The organism is Arthrobacter sp. StoSoilB19, from assembly GCF_019977275.1.
GTDB lineage: Bacteria > Actinomycetota > Actinomycetes > Actinomycetales > Micrococcaceae > Arthrobacter.
In genome coordinates, this window is the sequence record NZ_AP024650.1 from 2,486,740 (window position 1) to 2,503,491 (window position 16,752).

A 16,752-nucleotide genomic window follows, 5' to 3' on the forward strand; every position below is an offset into this window, starting at 1 on the left:
CTGACGCGGGCCCGCCTTGCGGGGCGCGGCCTGCGTGTTCTTCCGGAAGCTCACCGGTGATAGCCGGGTCATAGCCACTGCAGAGTCTACTATCGCCGCGGCATCCAGTGCCATTCCGGGCGCAACGCGGTTCCGGCGGGCAGTGCCGTTCCGCCGGGGTCTGCCGTTCGGGGCGGGCCGGGCCATTTCCGGGCGGTCTTCTCCGTCCGGGGGCTGCCGCCGTCACCGTGCATTGCCTAGACTCGCGTCATGACGGCTTCCGGGCGCCCCGCGGGATGGAGGCGTACGGCCACGGCGTGCAGGTGGCTGTTCATCCCTGCTGCCCTGCCGGTGGCGGCGGTCTCCGCCGTCCGCGCGGTGCCTGCCGACTGGCCGGTACTCGGTGTCCAGCTGGTGGCATTCACGCCCTGGCTCGCCGTTCCCGCCGCCGCGGCGCTGCTCATGGCCTTCGCTGGACGGAGCCGGTGGCAGCAGGTCCTGGCCACGGCACTGGCGGCCTGCCAGGTGTTCTGGCTTTTCCCGCTCGATATCCGCGCACCGGCCGCCGGGGCAACCGCCGGGGCAGCGGCCGGGGCTTCCGGCACGCCGGTCTCCCTGGTTGCCATGAGCATCAACACGGAACTGGGCGGGGCTGATGCCGGCAGCATCGTGGCCCTGGTCCGTGATTTGCATGTAGACCTGTTGGCGGTTGAGGAGTACACACCCGAAATGGCGCGAAAGCTGATGGCGGCCGGACTCGACGACCTGCTCCCCCACCGGGTTGCCCAGGCCCGTGACCGCGCCGCAGGCTCCGCCATCTACTCCTCCTACAACCTGACAGCCACCGGCGTCCTCCCGGACACGCGGTTCGCCATGCCCGTGGCACGCCTTGACCTCGGCAGCGGTGCCGGCCTGCGTGTGGTGGCAGTCCACGCCCTGGCGCCAGTGGGAAAAGGCCTCAGTCATTGGCGCAGCGACCTGGCTGCCGTGGCCAGGGCTGCCGACGGATCCGGTCCCCTGCTGCTGGCGGGAGACTTCAACGCGACCTACGACCACCGGGAATTCCGGGACCTGTTGGCCGGAACGGGCGGCAACCTGCCCCTGGTGGACGTGGCTGCCGCCGTGGGCAGCAGGCTGGTGCCCACGTGGCCCATGCGCGGCTTCCGGCTGCCGGGGATTGCCCTGGACCATCTGGTGACCAGCCCGGACATCAGAGCATCGGATTACTCGGTCCACCGGGTTGGCGGGACGGACCATGCCGCCGTGGCAGCCACCCTGACCGTCGGGGTCTCCCAGTGTTCCTGACCGGTCCAGCCACGGGATGGGCAGACCCCGCCCGGCTCAGCCCTTCCTGACCAGCTTGTGGGTGGCTGCCTGCGCTACCGGCCGGATGACGATCTGGTCCAGGTTGACGTGGTGCGGAACCGTGACGGCATAGCGGACCACGTCGGCCACGTCCTCTGCGGTCAGCGGCTTCTCAACCCCCCGGTAGACCTTGTCCGCCGCCTGCGCGTCCCCCAGGCGGTTGAGCGCGAATTCCTCGGTCTGCACCAGGCCCGGCGCCACCTCGATGACGCGGACGTTGTTCTCCACCTCTTCAAGCCGGAGCGCGTTGGTCATGGCGTGCTGGGCGAACTTCGCGGCGTTGTAGCCGCCGCCGCCCTCGTACGCGTCCAGTCCCGCAGTGGAGGTGAGGTTCAGCACGGTACCTTCGCCGTTGGCGCGCAGCATGGGCAGGAAGGCGCGGGTGAGCTTCATGGTGCCCAGGACGTTGACCCGGTACATCCACTCCCAGTCCTCCGTGCTGGCATCTCCTACCCTGTCGGCGCCGCGGGCGCCGCCGGCAATGTTGATGAGCGTATCGATGCCGCCCGAGTCGGTGACCTGCGCGAGGAGCCGGGACACGTCGTCGTCCTCTGCAATGTCAGCAGGAATCGCCACGGCGCCTGTCCCGCTTTCCAGGGCGGCCAGGCGTTCGGCGCGGCGTGCCACGGCGAAGACCGTCCACCCGTCGGCGCGCAGCGCGCGCACAGTGGCCTCCCCGATTCCGCTGCTTGCTCCGGTCACCAGTGCCGCTTTTTTCTGCATGTCCTTCGTCATGGCACCACCCTAACGGGATCAGCCGGCAGGACGTCCCCGGAGGTAATCAAGCAGGACAAGGGCGTGGTTTGCCTCCGTGTTGCGGGCAGCGTAGAGCAGGGTGATCCTTGGGTGGCCGGCGGCCAGTTCCAGCAGCGTCTCCACCGCCGGATTGGAATCCAGTTCCACCCGGTAGCGTTCGCTGAACTCCGCGAACCGTCCGGGGCGGTGGTTGAAGTCCTTGCGCAGCCCGGTGGACGGGGCCACGTCCTTGAGCCACACATCGATGGCCGCGTTGTCCCTTGACATCCCGCGCGGCCAGAGACGGTCCACCAGCACCCGGCAGCCGTCGTCGTGCGCCGGTGGATCGTAGATGCGCTTGATGCCAAAGGTGCCCCGCTGTTGGACCATACGCCGCATGCTACCCTCCTTCGCATGCGGCCGGGCGGGACCGGTTGGGTGGGATGGAAGCGGGCATGAAAGAATTGCCCAATGGCTGAAGACACGCAGGGTACAGACACGCCCACCACCGCCCCCATCAACGTTCCGGACAAGCCGGCCCTCGAAGGCCTCGAAGCAGCGCTCACCCAGCGCTGGCTGGCCGAGGGAACCTACAAGTTCAACCGCGACACCACCCGGGAGCAGGTCTACTCGATCGACACTCCCCCGCCCACGGCGTCGGGATCCCTGCATGTGGGCCACATGTTCTCCTTCACCCAGACCGACGTGCAGGCGCGCTACATGCGCATGACCGGCAGGAACGTCTTCTACCCCATGGGCTGGGATGACAACGGCCTCCCCACGGAGCGCCGTGTCCAGAACTACTACGGTGTCCGCTGCGATCCCGCCATCCCCTACAACGCCGACTACCGGCCGCCCGCCCAGCCTGCCAAGAACCAGCGCGATTTCGACGTCGTCTCACGCCAGAACTTCATCGAGCTCTGCGAGGAACTGGCTGTCGAGGACGAGAAGGTCTTCGAAAACCTGTTCCAGACCCTGGGCCTGTCCGTCGACTGGGACCTGACGTACCGCACCATCGACGACACCTCCCGCGCCGTATCCCAGCGCGCCTTCCTTGCCAACCTGGCCGCCGGCGACGCGTACATGGCCGAAGCACCCACACTGTGGGACGTCACCTTCCGCACGGCGGTTGCGCAGGCCGAACTGGAGGACCGTGAGGTTCCGGGCGCCTACTACCGGTACCCCTTCTTCACCGAAGACGGGGACAAGGTCTTCATCGAGACCACGCGTCCGGAACTCCTGGCTGCCTGTGCCGCGCTGGTGGCAAACCCCGACGACGAGCGGTACCAGCCGCTGTTCGGCAAGACCGTGAAGTCCCCGCTGTTCGACGTTGAACTCGAGGTCAAGGCCCACCCGCTGGCCAAAGCGGACAAGGGCTCCGGCATCGCCATGGTCTGCACCTTCGGTGACCTGACCGACGTCACCTGGTGGCGGGAACTGCAGCTGCCCACTCGCGCCATCATGGGCCGAGACGGCCGCATCATTGCCGAGACCCCCGACTGGATCACCAGTGAGGCCGGCAGGGAAGCGTACGCCGCGATCGCCGGCAAGACGGCCTTCTCCGCCAAGGAAGCCGTGGTGGAACTGCTCAAGGAAGCGGACCTGCTGGACGGGGAGCCCAAGAAGATCACCCACCCGGTCAACTTCTTCGAGAAGGGCGACAAACCCCTGGAAGTGGTCACGTCCCGCCAGTGGTACATCCGCAATGGCGGCCGCGACGAGGACCGCCGCGAACGCCTGATCGGCCGCGGCAAGGAGATCGACTTCCACCCGTCCTTCATGCGCTCCCGCTACGAGAACTGGATCGCCGGCCTGAACGGTGACTGGCTGGTCTCCCGCCAGCGGTTCTTCGGCGTGCCCATCCCCGTCTGGTACCCGCTCGACGCCCAGGGCAACCCGGAGTACGACAACCCCATCCTGCCCTCCGACGAACTGCTGCCCGTTGACCCCGCGGCTGACGCCGCCCCCGGCTTCGACGAGGCGCAGCGCGACCAGCCCAACGGCTTCACGGGCGATGCCGACGTCCTGGACACGTGGGCCACCTCCTCGCTGACCCCGCAGATCGTTGGCGGCTGGAGCCGCGACGAGGACCTGTTTGCCAAGGTCTACCCGTTCGACCTCCGCCCCCAGGGCCACGACATCATCCGGACCTGGCTCTTCTCGTCGGTGGTCCGCGCCGATGCCCTCCAGAACTGCGCGCCGTGGAAGCACGCTGCCATCTCCGGCTGGATCCTGGACCCGGACCGCAAGAAGATGTCCAAGTCCAAAGGCAACGTGGTGGTCCCCACCGACGTGCTGAACGAGTACGGCTCGGACGCGGTCCGCTACTGGGCTGCCTCCGCACGCCTTGGCGCCGACACCGCCTATGAGATTGCCCAGATGAAGATCGGCCGCCGCCTGGCCATCAAGCTCCTCAATGCCTCCAAGTTCGTGCTGAACCTCGGTGCCACCGAGAACTCGGTGCTGGCCGGCGATCTCTCCGGCCTTTCGAACCCCCTGGACCGTGCCCTGCTGGCCCAACTGGCCGACGTCGTCACCCAGTCCACCAAGGCGTTCGACAACTACGACTACGCCCGCGCCCTGCAGCTCACGGAGACATTCTTCTGGCAGTTCACGGATGACTACGTGGAGCTGATCAAGGACCGCGCCTATGGAGCGGCAGGCGAAGCCGAGCAGGCATCAGTGCTGGCAGCCCTGGCCACCACCCTGGACACCCTGTTGCGCCTCTTCGCCCCGTTCCTGCCCTTCGCCACCGAGGAAGTCTGGAGCTGGTGGCGCAACGGATCGGTGCACCGGGCGGCGTGGCCGGCCGCGCTGGAGATCCCCGGCGGAGACACCACCATGCTGGCAACTGTGGGCGTGGCCCTCAGCGGTGTCCGCAAGGCCAAGTCCGAGGCAAAGGTCAAGCAGCGCACCGAGGTCCTCTCCGCGACGATCACCGCTCCGGAGGCACTGACGGCGCAACTGCAGGCTGGCCTGGCCGACCTGAAGGCGGCGTCCAACGCCCGGCAGATCACGTTGGTGGCGGGCGACGGAGACCTTGCCGTCACGGACGTTGCCCTCGCCGCCAGCGACGAACCCGCCAAGGCCTGACAGCCGGTCTCATCCGAACGGGCCCGTTTCCGGGCAAAGGGGAAGCCCCATCAGCGTTTTGCCGTTGGTGGGGCTTCGACTTTTCGGCCATCTTGTGACGTTATTTCGATGGTCTGGCAGGATCCTCCGAAACTCCAGGTCTTACTACACCGTCACTGGTAGCTTGCACTCAACTTTGCCGATGGCTGCGTCAAATTACATATCACTGGATCTTTGGTTCCTGCGTCCCGCCTCTTTCGAAGTGGGTAAAAACCATTGTTCTCCTGCCCCAAGGCATGCACAAGGGCCCCGCAGGAACTACACGCTGGTAGTTTCTGCGGGGCCCTTGGCGCGGCCAGCCAATGGCAGGCGGCCCGGCGCTTAGTTGAATTCCGGGCTCTCCGTGCGGCTGCGCTTGAGCTCGAAGAAATGCGGATAGGCGGCGATGGTGGTGGTGGCGTCCCAGATCCTGCCAGCTTCTTCGCCGCGGGGGATGCGGGTCAGGACCGGTCCGAAGAACGCCGTTCCGTTGAAAGCGACCACGGGCGTTCCCACGTCCTGGCCCACGAGTGAGATGCCTTCTTCGTGGCTGGCCCGGAGCTGCCGGTCATAGGCGTCGGTGATGGCGGCATCGGCCAGGGAGGCGGGCAGGCCACACTCGGCGAGGGCTTTGGTGATGACCTGTGCGCGGTCCTTTTCCCCCTGGTTGTGGATCAGCGTGCCCATGGCGTCGTAAAGCGGCTTGATGACCTGCGGGCCGTGCCCTTCGCGGGCCGCAATGATCACGCGCACCATGCCCCAGGCGTTGTCCATGGACTCCCGGTAAGCGGGCTCCAGGTCGCGTCCCTCATTCAGGACGGCGAGGCTCATGACGTGCCATTCGGTCTCGATGTCCCGGACGGCCTCCACCTCGCCGAGCCAGCGGCTGGTGACCCATGCGAACGGGCAGAGGGGGTCGAACCAGAAGTCGGCTTTGTTCTTGGCAGGTACAGTCACAGGGTCCTCTCGGTCAGGCAGACTTACGGCGCTTGGCCACGTGCGGAATCATGGTGGGTTCGGCCCCGCGCAGGACCACGTCCTCGGTGATCACCACGCTGGCGACGTCCTCGCGGCTCGGGAGATCGAACATCACGGGAAGCAGGACTTCCTCCAGGATGGCGCGAAGACCGCGTGCACCGGTGCCACGCTCCAGTGCCTGGTCGGCGATGGCTTCCAGGGCGGGCTCGTCAAACACCAGCTCCACGCCGTCGATCTGGAACATCTTCTGGTACTGCTTCACCAGGGCGTTCTTGGGGGTGGACAGGATCTGGATCAGGGCGTCACGGTCAAGGTTGGACACCGTGGTGATCACCGGAAGGCGGCCAATGAACTCCGGGATCAGGCCGAACTTCAGCAGGTCCTCCGGCATGACTTCGCCGTAGGAGTCCACCTTCTTGCTGGCGTCGTTCAGTGGGGCGCCGAAGCCGATGCCCTTGCGGCCGGAGCGGGAACCGATGATCTCCTCCAGGCCGGCGAAGGCGCCGGCCACGATGAACAGGACATTGGTGGTGTCGATCTGGATGAACTCCTGGTGCGGGTGCTTCCGTCCGCCCTGGGGCGGGACAGAGGCAACGGTGCCTTCCAGGATCTTCAGCAGGGCCTGCTGCACGCCCTCACCGGATACGTCACGGGTGATGGAGGGGTTTTCGCTCTTGCGGGAGATTTTGTCGATCTCGTCGATGTAGATGATGCCCTGTTCGGCCTTCTTGACGTCATAGTCTGCGGCCTGGATGAGTTTGAGGAGGATGTTCTCCACGTCTTCACCCACATAGCCGGCCTCGGTCAGGGCGGTGGCGTCCGCGACGGCGAACGGGACGTTCAGGCGCCGGGCGAGGGTCTGGGCCAGGTAGGTCTTGCCGCAGCCGGTGGGGCCGATGAGGAGGATGTTCGACTTGGCGATTTCGACGTCGTCGTGATGCCCGCCGTCCCCCAGGCTTCCGGACTTGGGCGCGTGGCCCGCCTGGATGCGTTTGTAGTGGTTGTAGACCGCGACGGCGAGGGAACGCTTTGCGGGTTCCTGGCCGATGACGTATTCCTGCAGGAAGTCGAAGATTTCGCGCGGCTTGGGCAGTTCAAAGCTGCCGAGGTCTGCCACCTCCGCGAGCTCCTCTTCGATGATTTCGTTGCACAACTCGATGCACTCATCACAGATGTAGACACCGGGCCCGGCAATGAGCTTGCGCACCTGCTTCTGGCTCTTTCCGCAGAAAGAGCACTTCAGCAGATCCGTGCTCTCGCCAATCCGAGCCATATGTGAACCCCTTAGTATCCTGCTGCCAGGCAGCCCTGCACCGTTGCTGAAATCTTCGGCCGGCCCGCGGGGGCCGGTTTGTGACAACATCCACTCTAGGTCACATTCGCCCCCAAGGGTGGAAAGAAAAGGCCGGTGCGGCCAAATGAAGCTGGGCCGCACCGGCTTTCCGTACTGCTACCTCGTGATTGCCTGGGGCTTGATCTTGCGTGAGTCAAGCACCTGGTCGATCAGGCCGTATGCCTGCGCCTCTTCGGCGGTGAGGATCTTGTCGCGCTCGATGTCGTTGTTGACCTGCTCCGACGTGCGGCCGGAGTGGTGGGCCAGCGTGTCTTCGAGCCAGGAGCGCATGCGCATGACCTCGGCCGCCTGGATCTCCAGGTCGGAAGCCTGGCCGCCCTGGCCGCCGGACAGGGCCGGCTGGTGGATCAGGACGCGGGCGTTGGGCAGTGCCAGCCGCTTGCCGGGGGTACCGGCAGCCAACAGGACAGCAGCCGCGCTGGCGGCCTGGCCCAGGCAGACCGTCTGGATCTCGGGACGGATGTACTGCATGGTGTCGTAGATGGCCGTCATGGCCGTGAACGAACCGCCCGGGGAGTTGATGTAGAGGGTGATGTCGCGGTCCGGGTCGGTGGACTCAAGGACCAGCAGCTGGGCCATGATGTCGTCGGCGGAGGCGTCGTCAACCTGCACGCCGAGGAAGATGATGCGGTCCTCGAACAGCTTGGTGTAGGGGTCCTGGCGCTTGAAGCCGTAGGGCGTGCGCTCCTCGAACTGCGGCAGGACGTAGCGGCTGGACGGAAGATTGCCGGCGGACCACCCGAAGTTGTAGTTCATTGTTTTTGCTCCTGATCGAAGTGTTCTGGTTGCCGGTTAGTTCTGGGAGGCTGATTCGCCGGAGGCCCCGTTGGACGTTCCGCCGCCGCCGGATACCGAACCGGCGTGCGCGGCGATCTTGTCGAAGAAACCGTACTCGAGGGCCTCTTTAGCCGTGAACCACTTGTCACGGTCGTTGTCCTTGAGGATGGTCTCAACGGTCTGGCCGGTCTGCTCGGCCGTCAGTTCCGCCATGACCTTCTTCATGTGCAGGATGAGCTCGGCCTGGATCTTGATGTCCGAGGCCGTGCCGCCGATGCCGCCGGAGGGCTGGTGCATCAGGACGCGGGCGTTGGGCGTGGCGTACCGCTTGCCCTTGGTGCCCGAGGAGAGCAGGAACTGTCCCATGGACGCGGCCAGGCCGGTGGCGACGGTCACGACGTCATTGGGGATGAACTGCATGGTGTCGTAGATGGCCATGCCTGCGGTGACGGAGCCGCCGGGCGAGTTGATGTAGAGGTAGATGTCCTTTTCCGGGTTCTCGGCCGAGAGCAGGAGCAGCTGCGAGCAGATCGCGTTGGCGTTGTCATCACGCACCTCCGAGCCCAGCCAGATGATCCGCTCCTTGAGAAGGCGGTTGTAAATGTAGTTGTCCTGGGCTGCAGGATCGACGGTCGCCATCCGGGGGGCCTCTGAGTGCTGTGACATGTTTACTTACCTCTCACTGGTGACGGTGACATCACTGAAAATCACTACTTGGACACTAACCGGTTTCCCCGGCGTTTTGTTCGCGCACTGACGGCTGTTCGCTGACGGCGCACGATCGCCGAACCGGCGCTGCGGGGTTTCGGGTCCAACGCGAACGGCCCCCGGATCGGAAGGATCCAGGGGCCGTTGCTGCGGGTTGTTAAGGACTAGGCCTTGGCGTCTGCCGTGGCGTCCTCGGCGTCGACAACCTCCGCCTCGGCGGCTTCGGTTGCGTCAGCGCCGGCTGCCTCTGCAGCGGGGGCTTCCTCGCCGCCGGGGCGGACGAAGTCGCTGAGGTCAACGGTGTTGCCCTCGGTGTCGGTCACGGTGGCCTGGCCAAGGACGACAGCCAGTGCTTTGCGGCGGCGGACCTCGGAGACCATCATGGGGACCTGGCCGCTCTGGTCGATGATCTGGGCGAACTGGTTGGGATCCATGCCGTACTGGCTGGCGGTGGTGACGATGTAGTCGATCAGCTCGTTCTGGCTGACGTTGACTTCTTCCTTTTCCGCGATGGCGTCAAGGATGATCTCGTTCTGGAAGGCGCGGGCCGTGTTGGCGCGGACCTCTTCGCGGTGCTCCTCGGTGTCGTGCTCGCCTTCGCCGTGGCCGTTGCCCTCCTGGAAGTGGGCTTCGAGCTGCTCCTCGACCACCGAGTCAGGAACAGGAACCTCGACCATTTCGACGAGCTTGTCCAGGACCTTGTCGCGGGCTTCGACGCCCTGCTCAACGATCTTGGAGTCGGCAGCCTGCTTGGCCAGGTCTTCGCGGAGTTCGGCAAGGGTGTCGAATTCGGAGGCGAGCTGGGCGAAGTCGTCGTTCGCTTCCGGCAGTTCGCGTTCCTTGACGGCCTTCACCACAACCTTGACCTGGGCGGCTTCGCCGGCGTGGTCGCCGCCCACCAGGGTGGTGTCGAAGATGGCGTCCTCGTCAGCGCTGAGGCCGGTCACGGCCTCGTCCATGCCCTCAAGCATGGTGCCGGCGCCCACCTGGTAGGACAGGCCGGCGGCGGAGTCGACTTCCTCGCCGTCGATCGTGGCGGTGATGTCGATGGTGAGGAAGTCACCGTCGGCAGCCGGGCGGTCCACGGACTTCAGGGTGCCGAAGCGGCCGCGCAGTTCGTCCAGCGCCTTGTCCACATCAGCTTCGGAGGATTCCGCAGCCGCAACCTGGACCTCGATGCCGGAGTAGTCCGGGAGGTCGATCTCGGGGCGGACGTCAACCTCAGCGGCGAACTTCAGGCCGCCGTCGGTCGATGAGGGATCGGGCACCTCGGTGATTTCCACCTCGGGACGGCTCAGGGGGCGGATGCCGGACTCCTGCACGGCAGCCTGGTACCAGCCGTTGAGGCCGTCGTTGATGGCCGTCTCCAGGACGTAGCCGCGGCCGACGCGCTGGTCGATGAGCTTGGCAGGAACCTTGCCCTTGCGGAACCCGGGAACCTGGATCTGGGACGCAACGGTCTTGTAGGCCGAGTCGATGCTGGGCTTCAGTTCCTCAAAGGGGACCTCAACATTGAGCTTGACCCGCGTGGGGGTGAGGTTCTCGACAGCGCTCTTCACGGTCTAAGTACTCCTGGGTTGTGGGATGGGTTTCTGCAAACGCAATGGATGTCCAGGCCTGACGGTCCTGGCCGCAGAGTCGGGGTGACAGGATTTGAACCTGCGACTTCCTGCTCCCAAAGCAGGCGCTCTAGCCAAGCTGAGCTACACCCCGTAAGTGCACAGGCAAGTCTACGGTGATACGCGTCGCGATTGCACATTTGACACGTAGGCGATGGATTAGGTTTAGTTGTATCCGGCTTGAACAGCCAGCCCGGAGTTTCCGCGAAAAACGGATCTTCCTTCGGGGACGTAGCTTAATGGTAAAGCCTCAGTCTTCCAAACTGATTACGCGGGTTCGATTCCCGTCGTCCCCTCCACAACACGAAGAAGGCCCCTCTCCGGAGGGGCCTTCTTCGTGTTTCGCCTTCCTACTCCCCCGGTTGCTGGCAGTAAGGGCACCAGTAGAGGTTCCGCCCGGCCAGGTCGGCGATGAGCACGATGGTGCGGCAGACGCGGCAGGGCAGGCCGTGCCGCTTGTAGACGAAGTGGGCATCGTCGCGGCCGGGAAAGTGGGCGCTCCTGGGTGGCACCGGCGCGCCGGCCGCGGCGGCTTTGGCGGCGGTGGTGCCGTCAAGCGCCCAGTACTTCGGCGGCGTGGTGATGATCCGCCCGTCCGTCACGCCGTCGCCCATGACGGCCACGATGTCGCGCCACAGCTTGCGGGCATCGTTGTCCGGCAGGGCAGTGCCGGGCAGCCAGGGGTCCAGGCGGCGGCGGAACAGGACTTCCGCCCGGTAGACGTTCCCGACGCCGGCAATCACCTTCTGGTCCATGAGCAGGGCAGCCAGGGGCGTCTTCCGCGCCTGGACGTTGGCAGCAAAGCGCCCGGCATCGCCGCGGAGGTTCCGCAGTGGGTCAGGTCCCAGCCGTGCCAGCACGGCGCGGACTTCCGCCTCGGTGATGGTTTCGCAGGTGGTGGCACCCCGAAGGTCCGCCCAGCCATGGCTCCCGGCGAGCCGCACCCGCACGGCCCCGACGGGCGCCGGCGGACCGGCGTAAGGCGCGCCGCCGTCGTCGTCCCCGTCACCGAAGGCCTCCCGCTCCCCGACGCGCCGGGGGGCACCAATGCTGGAGGCGCCGGCGAAGGTGCGGTCCCCGCCGAAGCTCCAGGCCCCGTACAGTCCAAGGTGGACGTGCAGGACCAGGGCGTTGTCGAAGTGCAGGAACAGGTGTTTGCCGTGCGCCTCGGCGGCAAGCAGGGTATGCCCGTCCAGCAGCGCCGCACCCCCGCTGAACCTGCCCTGGGGACTGGAAACAGCCAGTGCCTCACCGGCGAAGACATCGCCGAACTGCCGGGCGAGCCTGCGGACGGAATGGCCCTCGGGCACTACTCGATGACCTCGCCTGTTGCCTCGTAGACCGCGATTTTTTCGATCCTGCGGACGTGGCGCTCGTCATTGCTGAACGGCTCGGACAGGAACGCCTCGACCAGCGCGGTGGCTTCTTCGAACGTGTGCTGCCGCCCACCCAGGGCAACCACGTTGGCGTTGTTGTGCTCGCGGGCCAGGGTGGCGGTGGAGAGGTTCCATGCGAGGGCCGCGCGGATGCCCTTGACCTTGTTGGCGGCGATCTGCTCGCCGTTGCCGGAGCCGCCCAGCACGATGCCAAGGGCGTGGACGCCTGCCTGCTGGTCGGCAACGACGGCAAGGGCAGCGTTGATGCAGAAGGACGGGTAGTCGTCCTGGGCGTCGTAGACCTGGGGCCCGTGGTCCACCACCTCGTATCCCTTGCCGGTCAGGTGGGACACCAGGTGGGCGCTGAGCTCCATGCCTGCGTGGTCGGTGGCGATGTGGACCCGCGGGTAGGCAGGGGAAGTGGTCACGTGCAAAGTCCGTTCGGTTGTGGGGCTGGCGGGTCGCCGGTGGAGGCCGGAATGACACCGATAAGGATACTAGGACTGCCCGCCCTCCGGGTGCTGGCCCCCGGCCGGCGGCCCTCCGCCGCGCCGGGCCCTCGCGGCCACGCGCGTGAGGACTTCGGCCAGCCGCGCCGCGGAGGCCTGGCTTCCGCCGCTGACGGCCAGGCGCTGGCCGTCAGTCTTGCTCACGACGACGGCGGGCCCGCTGCTGACCAGCATGGCCGCGGTTCCGCCGTGGTGCCGGTAGCCCCACCCGCCATAGTCGGCGGCTTTGACGTCCTCGGCGCTGGCATCGGAGATGGCGCCGGCCGGCACATTCATGACCGGCACCACCCCGGCCAGCAGGACCTTCAGCCCGCGCCGGTCCGCCCGGATGCGGGCAAAGAGGAACGCGGCGCCCACGAGGGCCAGGACAACGAGCAGGATGCCCAGCCACGGCACCACCACGGCGATAAGGGCTGCCGGGAACAGGGAGGCGATGGCGATCATGACAAAGACCGAACTCCTGGCGTGGACCCAGAGCCGGACGGTGTCCAGGGCAAGGTCGGGGTCCAGTTCCCTGGTGATGGCGGCCTGCAGCGCACGGTCGTCATCGGGCGACCATTGCCGGTCGGCTTTGTACACCATGGCCATGGCGACGCCGAGCGACACTGCCGCACCGCTGCCGAGGGCAAGGACGGTCATGTCCACCCGCGACTGCCGGGCGTCGGCCAGCCCGGTTTGGCCGATGAGCCCCGCGGCCAGGGCGGAGGTGATGAAGAGGCTGAGGAACAGCCCGGCCCCCATCATGATCCTGCGCATCATCACCGGCCTGCTGAGGGGCACCGCCTGCAGCAGGACCAGCCATCCAGCGATGACGATGATCGCCGCGCCCACGCCCACGTAGGCGCCGAAAGGCGCAAAGGCGGCACCGCCGTCGTCCGTCCACCGGACGGCGACCGGCTCCGGAAGGTCCGGGCGCAGCAGCGACGCGCAGTAGGCGAAGGCAGCGGCCAGGACGACCGGGAACCCCACGGCGAACCTGAGTGCCTTGGTATCCACCGAATCCAGCAGCTTTCCCATGCAATTAACGCTACCCCTGCGGCCGCCCGGCCAACCGCCCAGGCGGCAACGGCCGGCCGCTGTGAGCTGCGCAACTTGCCAAGGATCCCAAGGATGGAAGAATGCAACACAGTGCCGGACCCGGGACCACCGGCCGGCAGCCGAAAACTTCTCTGGAGGACCTCCTTTGCCAGGCATGAACCTGACGCGCGCCGAAGCCCGTGAGCGCGCCGAACTGATCACCGTCGAGTCCTACGATGTCAGCCTGGACCTGACGCGCGGCGGAGAGGTCTTTGGCAGCACCACCACCGTGAAGTTCACGGCGTCGCCGGGATCGTCCAGCTTCATTGATGCGGTCACCCGCACCGTGCACAGCGTGACCCTGAACGGCCGCAGCCTTGACCCCGCCACCGTGTCCGACGGCGTCCGGATCCAGCTGCCGGACCTGCAGGAGCACAACGAACTGACCGTCGTGGCCGACCTGCCGTACATGAACACGGGTGAGGGCCTGCACCGGTTCGTGGACCCGGTGGACAGCGAGGTCTACCTGTACACGCAGTTCGAGGTTCCGGACTCGCGCAGGATGTTCGCCGTCTTCGAACAGCCGGACCTGAAGGCAACCTTCGCCTTCACTGTCACGGCGCCGTCCCACTGGGACGTTGTCTCCAACTCCCCCACCCCCCACCCCGTGGAGGCGCCTCCCGCGGAAGACGGCACGGCCAGGTCGGTATGGGCGTTCGCGCCCACGCCGCGCCTGTCCTCCTACGTCACGGCCCTGATCGCGGGCCCTTACCAGTCCGTCCGCAGCGAGGTCACCAGCTCGGACGGCCGCATCATCCCCCTTGGTGTCTTCGCCCGGAAGTCGCTGATGCAGTACCTGGATGCGGACAACATCTTCGAACTGACGCGGCAGGGCTTCGGGTTCTTTGAGGCGCAGTTCGGCTGCCCGTACCCGTTCGAGAAATACGACCAGCTGTTCGTTCCGGAGTTCAACGCCGGTGCCATGGAGAATGCCGGTGCCGTGACCATCCTGGAAGGCTACGTCTTCCGCAGCAAGGTCACCGGGGCCCAGATCGAGCGGCGCGCCATCACGGTCCTCCATGAACTCGCCCACATGTGGTTCGGTGACCTGGTGACCATGCGCTGGTGGAACGACCTGTGGCTCAACGAGTCCTTCGCGGAGTACATGTCGCACCTGGCGGCGGTGGAGGCCACGTCCTTCACCAGCGCCTGGACAACGTTCGCTTCCGTGGAGAAGTCGTGGGCCTACCGCCAGGACCAGCTGCCCACCACGCACCCGATCTTCGCCGAGATCAACGACCTCCAGGACGTGGAGGTCAACTTCGACGGCATCACCTATGCCAAGGGCGCCTCGGTGCTGCGGCAGCTGGTGGCCTGGGTTGGCCCCGACCAGTTCATGGCCGGTGTCCGGGAGTATTTCGCCAAGCACTCCTGGCAGAACACTGAACTCCGCGACCTGCTGGTGGAGCTCGAAAAGGCCAGCGGCCGCGACCTGGATGACTGGGGCCGGCAGTGGCTGGAGACCGCAGGCGTCAACACACTGAGCCCGGAGCTGGACGTGGATGCGGACGGGAAGCTGCGTTCCTTCGCCATCCTGCAGTCCGCGGTCCCGGAATGGCCCACTATCCGCCCGCACCGCCTGGCCGTGGGCTTCTACAACCTGGACAGCGCCGGAAAGCTCGAGCGGGTGCACCGCGAAGAGCTGGATGTGGACGGTGACCGCACAGAGGTGCCGGGAGTGGCCGGCATGGACCAGCCGGACCTGATCCTTATCAATGACGACGACCTGGCGTATGCCAAGGTACGGCTGGATCCCAAGTCGCTGGCCACCGCCACCGCCCACCTCAAGGATTTTGGCGGCAGCCTGCCCCGGACCCTGGTCTGGAATTCTGCATGGGACGCTGCCCGTGACGGCGAAACGCCGGCCCGGAAGTACGTGGAGCTGATCCTGTCCAACGTCGCGGCGGAAACGGACTCCTCCGTGATCCTGGTCCAGCTCCGCCAGCTGGCCACCACCCTCAATTTCTATGTGGCCGAGGAACACCGCGAAGCCACAGCGGTTGCGGCGGTGGACCGGCTGTGGGACCTGGCCTCGGACGTCCCGGGCGGCTCCGATGCGCAGCTGCAGTTCATCAAGTCCTTTGCCCTCCTGGCCCGCAGTGCGTCCCAGCTGGACCGGGTGGCCGGCCTCCTGGACGGGTCGGTTGTCCTGGACGGGCTGGCGGTGGACCAGGACCTGCGCTGGGAGCTCGTGGAGTCCCTGGTGGCCGGAGGCCGGATGGGACAGGAAGGCATCGACGCCGAGCTGGAGCGGGACAACACCTCCAGCGGACAGAATGCTGCGGCCCTGGCCAAGGCCGCCATCCCCACCCCGGAGGCGAAGGCCGCGGCCTGGGAATCGATCGTGGTCAAGGGGGAGCTGTCCAATGCGCTGCAGGGATCGGCCGTAACGGGCTTCATGCGCGTGCTGGACCGTTCGCTGCTGGAACCGTACGCCGAAAAGTACTTCGCGGCTGTGCCGGGCATCGTGGCCACCCGGACCCACGCACTCGCCCAGCAGATCGTCGTCGGCCTCTACCCGGCGCTGCTGACCACGCAGGCCACCATTGACCGGACGGACGCATTCCTGGCGTCGCTGCCGGCGGAAAGCGCCGCGCTGCGGCGGATGATGCTGGAGAACCGCGACGGCGTTTCCCGCGCCCTGCGTGCCCGCGCCGCCGACGTGCTTCCGGACGGCAGTCCCCAGTGAGTCTTGATGAACACCGGTATTCACTGGCAGTCCAGTGGACCGGCAACCGGGGGGACGGCACCTCGTCCTACCGGGGCTACTCACGGGACCACGACGTGCTCATCCCCGGCCTGCCGGTCCTCAAAGGCTCGGCGGATCCGACGTTCCATGGGGACCGCGGGCGCTACAACCCCGAGCAGCTCCTGCTGGCCGCGCTGGCGCAGTGCCACATGCTGTCCTACCTGCACGTGGCGGTGAAGAACGGGGTGGTGGTCACGGACTACCGGGACGAGGCCACCGGGCTGATGCGGCTCAACAGGGACGGCAGCGGGCAGTTCGAGCGGGTGGTCCTGCACCCGCGCGTGACGGTGGCCGACGCCGGACAGGCCGAACTGGCGGCCGGCCTCCACCAAGAGGCGAACCGGCTCTGCTTCATTGCCCGCAGCGTGAATTTTCCGGTGGAGCACCAGCCGGTGACGGTGGCGGGTTAGGCCCT

At 66.5% G+C, this 16,752-nt stretch carries 14 protein-coding genes and 2 tRNA genes; 5 read left to right on the top strand and 11 right to left on the bottom strand.

Annotated elements, in window-relative coordinates; genetic code table 11:
- Window positions 1–249: 249 nt before the first annotated feature.
- Window positions 250–1,284, top strand: coding sequence for an endonuclease/exonuclease/phosphatase family protein (locus LDO86_RS11400; protein WP_018769470.1), 1,035 nt, complete (start codon window positions 250–252; stop codon window positions 1,282–1,284).
- A 36-nt stretch (window positions 1,285–1,320) separates the two neighbouring features.
- Here LDO86_RS11400 and LDO86_RS11405 read toward each other — a convergent pair whose 3' ends face one another.
- Both LDO86_RS11405 and LDO86_RS11410 read right to left on the bottom strand, forming a co-directional pair.
- Window positions 1,321–2,079, bottom strand: a complete 759-nt coding sequence (locus tag LDO86_RS11405; protein WP_026265800.1) for an SDR family oxidoreductase — start codon at window positions 2,077–2,079, stop codon at window positions 1,321–1,323.
- Between the two features lie 18 nt (window positions 2,080–2,097).
- A complete protein-coding gene (locus LDO86_RS11410; RefSeq protein WP_018769472.1) occupies window positions 2,098–2,478 on the bottom strand; it encodes a DUF488 domain-containing protein in 381 nt (126 codons plus the stop codon).
- A 72-nt stretch (window positions 2,479–2,550) separates the two neighbouring features.
- Here LDO86_RS11410 and valS point away from each other — a divergent pair, with 72 nt between their 5' ends.
- Entirely contained in the window at window positions 2,551–5,172 is a 2,622-nt protein-coding gene (valS, locus tag LDO86_RS11415; RefSeq protein ID WP_018769473.1) for a valine--tRNA ligase, read from the top strand.
- A gap of 360 nt (window positions 5,173–5,532) precedes the next feature.
- Here the strand turns inward: valS and LDO86_RS11420 are convergent, their stop codons facing one another.
- From LDO86_RS11420 to LDO86_RS11445, 6 genes are all read right to left on the bottom strand, one after another.
- Window positions 5,533–6,147 (bottom strand): DsbA family protein, encoded by a 615-nt coding sequence (locus tag LDO86_RS11420; RefSeq protein WP_018769474.1) that lies wholly within the window; start codon window positions 6,145–6,147, stop codon window positions 5,533–5,535.
- Window positions 6,148–6,160: 13 nt separating this feature from the next.
- The gene (gene clpX / locus LDO86_RS11425) at window positions 6,161–7,441 is read right to left on the bottom strand and encodes an ATP-dependent Clp protease ATP-binding subunit ClpX (protein ID WP_018769475.1); all 1,281 of its coding nucleotides are present in this window, start codon (window positions 7,439–7,441) and stop codon (window positions 6,161–6,163) included.
- A 177-nt stretch (window positions 7,442–7,618) separates the two neighbouring features.
- Complete coding sequence (locus LDO86_RS11430) at window positions 7,619–8,278, bottom strand: ATP-dependent Clp protease proteolytic subunit (protein WP_018769476.1); 660 nt, start codon at window positions 8,276–8,278, stop codon at window positions 7,619–7,621.
- Between the two features lie 36 nt (window positions 8,279–8,314).
- Window positions 8,315–8,938, bottom strand: a complete 624-nt coding sequence (locus tag LDO86_RS11435; RefSeq protein ID WP_018769477.1) for an ATP-dependent Clp protease proteolytic subunit — start codon at window positions 8,936–8,938, stop codon at window positions 8,315–8,317.
- A 233-nt stretch (window positions 8,939–9,171) separates the two neighbouring features.
- On the bottom strand, window positions 9,172–10,566 hold the full coding sequence (gene tig, locus LDO86_RS11440) for a trigger factor (protein WP_018769478.1): 1,395 nt from the start codon (window positions 10,564–10,566) through the stop codon (window positions 9,172–9,174).
- A 79-nt stretch (window positions 10,567–10,645) separates the two neighbouring features.
- A tRNA-Pro gene (locus LDO86_RS11445) sits at window positions 10,646–10,720 on the bottom strand.
- 131 nt (window positions 10,721–10,851) lie between these two features.
- Here LDO86_RS11445 and LDO86_RS11450 point away from each other — a divergent pair.
- Window positions 10,852–10,925: transfer RNA gene (locus tag LDO86_RS11450), tRNA-Gly, on the top strand.
- A 51-nt stretch (window positions 10,926–10,976) separates the two neighbouring features.
- Here the strand turns inward: LDO86_RS11450 and LDO86_RS11455 are convergent.
- The 3 genes from LDO86_RS11455 to LDO86_RS11465 all read right to left on the bottom strand — a co-directional run bounded on the left by LDO86_RS11455 (window position 10,977) and on the right by LDO86_RS11465 (window position 13,528).
- The gene (locus LDO86_RS11455; RefSeq protein ID WP_018769479.1) at window positions 10,977–11,936 is read right to left on the bottom strand and encodes a DNA-formamidopyrimidine glycosylase family protein; all 960 of its coding nucleotides are present in this window, start codon (window positions 11,934–11,936) and stop codon (window positions 10,977–10,979) included.
- Window positions 11,936–12,430, bottom strand: coding sequence for a ribose-5-phosphate isomerase (locus tag LDO86_RS11460; RefSeq protein WP_018769480.1), 495 nt, complete (start codon window positions 12,428–12,430; stop codon window positions 11,936–11,938). The genes LDO86_RS11455 and LDO86_RS11460 overlap by 1 nt, the downstream gene beginning before the upstream one ends.
- Window positions 12,431–12,499: 69 nt before the next feature.
- A complete protein-coding gene (locus LDO86_RS11465) occupies window positions 12,500–13,528 on the bottom strand; it encodes a hypothetical protein (protein WP_018769481.1) in 1,029 nt (342 codons plus the stop codon).
- Between the two features lie 175 nt (window positions 13,529–13,703).
- Here LDO86_RS11465 and pepN point away from each other — a divergent pair, with 175 nt between their 5' ends.
- Together pepN and LDO86_RS11475 are read left to right on the top strand one after the other, a co-directional pair.
- Complete coding sequence (gene pepN, locus LDO86_RS11470) at window positions 13,704–16,277, top strand: aminopeptidase N (RefSeq protein WP_018769482.1); 2,574 nt, start codon at window positions 13,704–13,706, stop codon at window positions 16,275–16,277.
- The gene (locus tag LDO86_RS11475; RefSeq protein WP_018769483.1) at window positions 16,274–16,747 is read left to right on the top strand and encodes an OsmC family protein; all 474 of its coding nucleotides are present in this window, start codon (window positions 16,274–16,276) and stop codon (window positions 16,745–16,747) included. The genes pepN and LDO86_RS11475 overlap by 4 nt, the downstream gene beginning before the upstream one ends.
- Window positions 16,748–16,752 lie beyond the last annotated feature (5 nt).

Coding starts and splice junctions, on each gene's coding strand:
- LDO86_RS11400 (WP_018769470.1), top strand. CDS start 250: ATGACGGCTTCCGGGCGCCCCGCGGGATGGAGGCGTACGGCCACGGCG.
- LDO86_RS11405 (WP_026265800.1), bottom strand. CDS start 2,079: ATGACGAAGGACATGCAGAAAAAAGCGGCACTGGTGACCGGAGCAAGC.
- LDO86_RS11410 (WP_018769472.1), bottom strand. CDS start 2,478: ATGCGGCGTATGGTCCAACAGCGGGGCACCTTTGGCATCAAGCGCATC.
- valS (WP_018769473.1), top strand. CDS start 2,551: ATGGCTGAAGACACGCAGGGTACAGACACGCCCACCACCGCCCCCATC.
- clpX (WP_018769475.1), bottom strand. CDS start 7,441: ATGGCTCGGATTGGCGAGAGCACGGATCTGCTGAAGTGCTCTTTCTGC.
- LDO86_RS11430 (WP_018769476.1), bottom strand. CDS start 8,278: ATGAACTACAACTTCGGGTGGTCCGCCGGCAATCTTCCGTCCAGCCGC.
- LDO86_RS11435 (WP_018769477.1), bottom strand. CDS start 8,938: ATGGCGACCGTCGATCCTGCAGCCCAGGACAACTACATTTACAACCGC.
- LDO86_RS11465 (WP_018769481.1), bottom strand. CDS start 13,528: ATGGGAAAGCTGCTGGATTCGGTGGATACCAAGGCACTCAGGTTCGCC.
- pepN (WP_018769482.1), top strand. CDS start 13,704: ATGAACCTGACGCGCGCCGAAGCCCGTGAGCGCGCCGAACTGATCACC.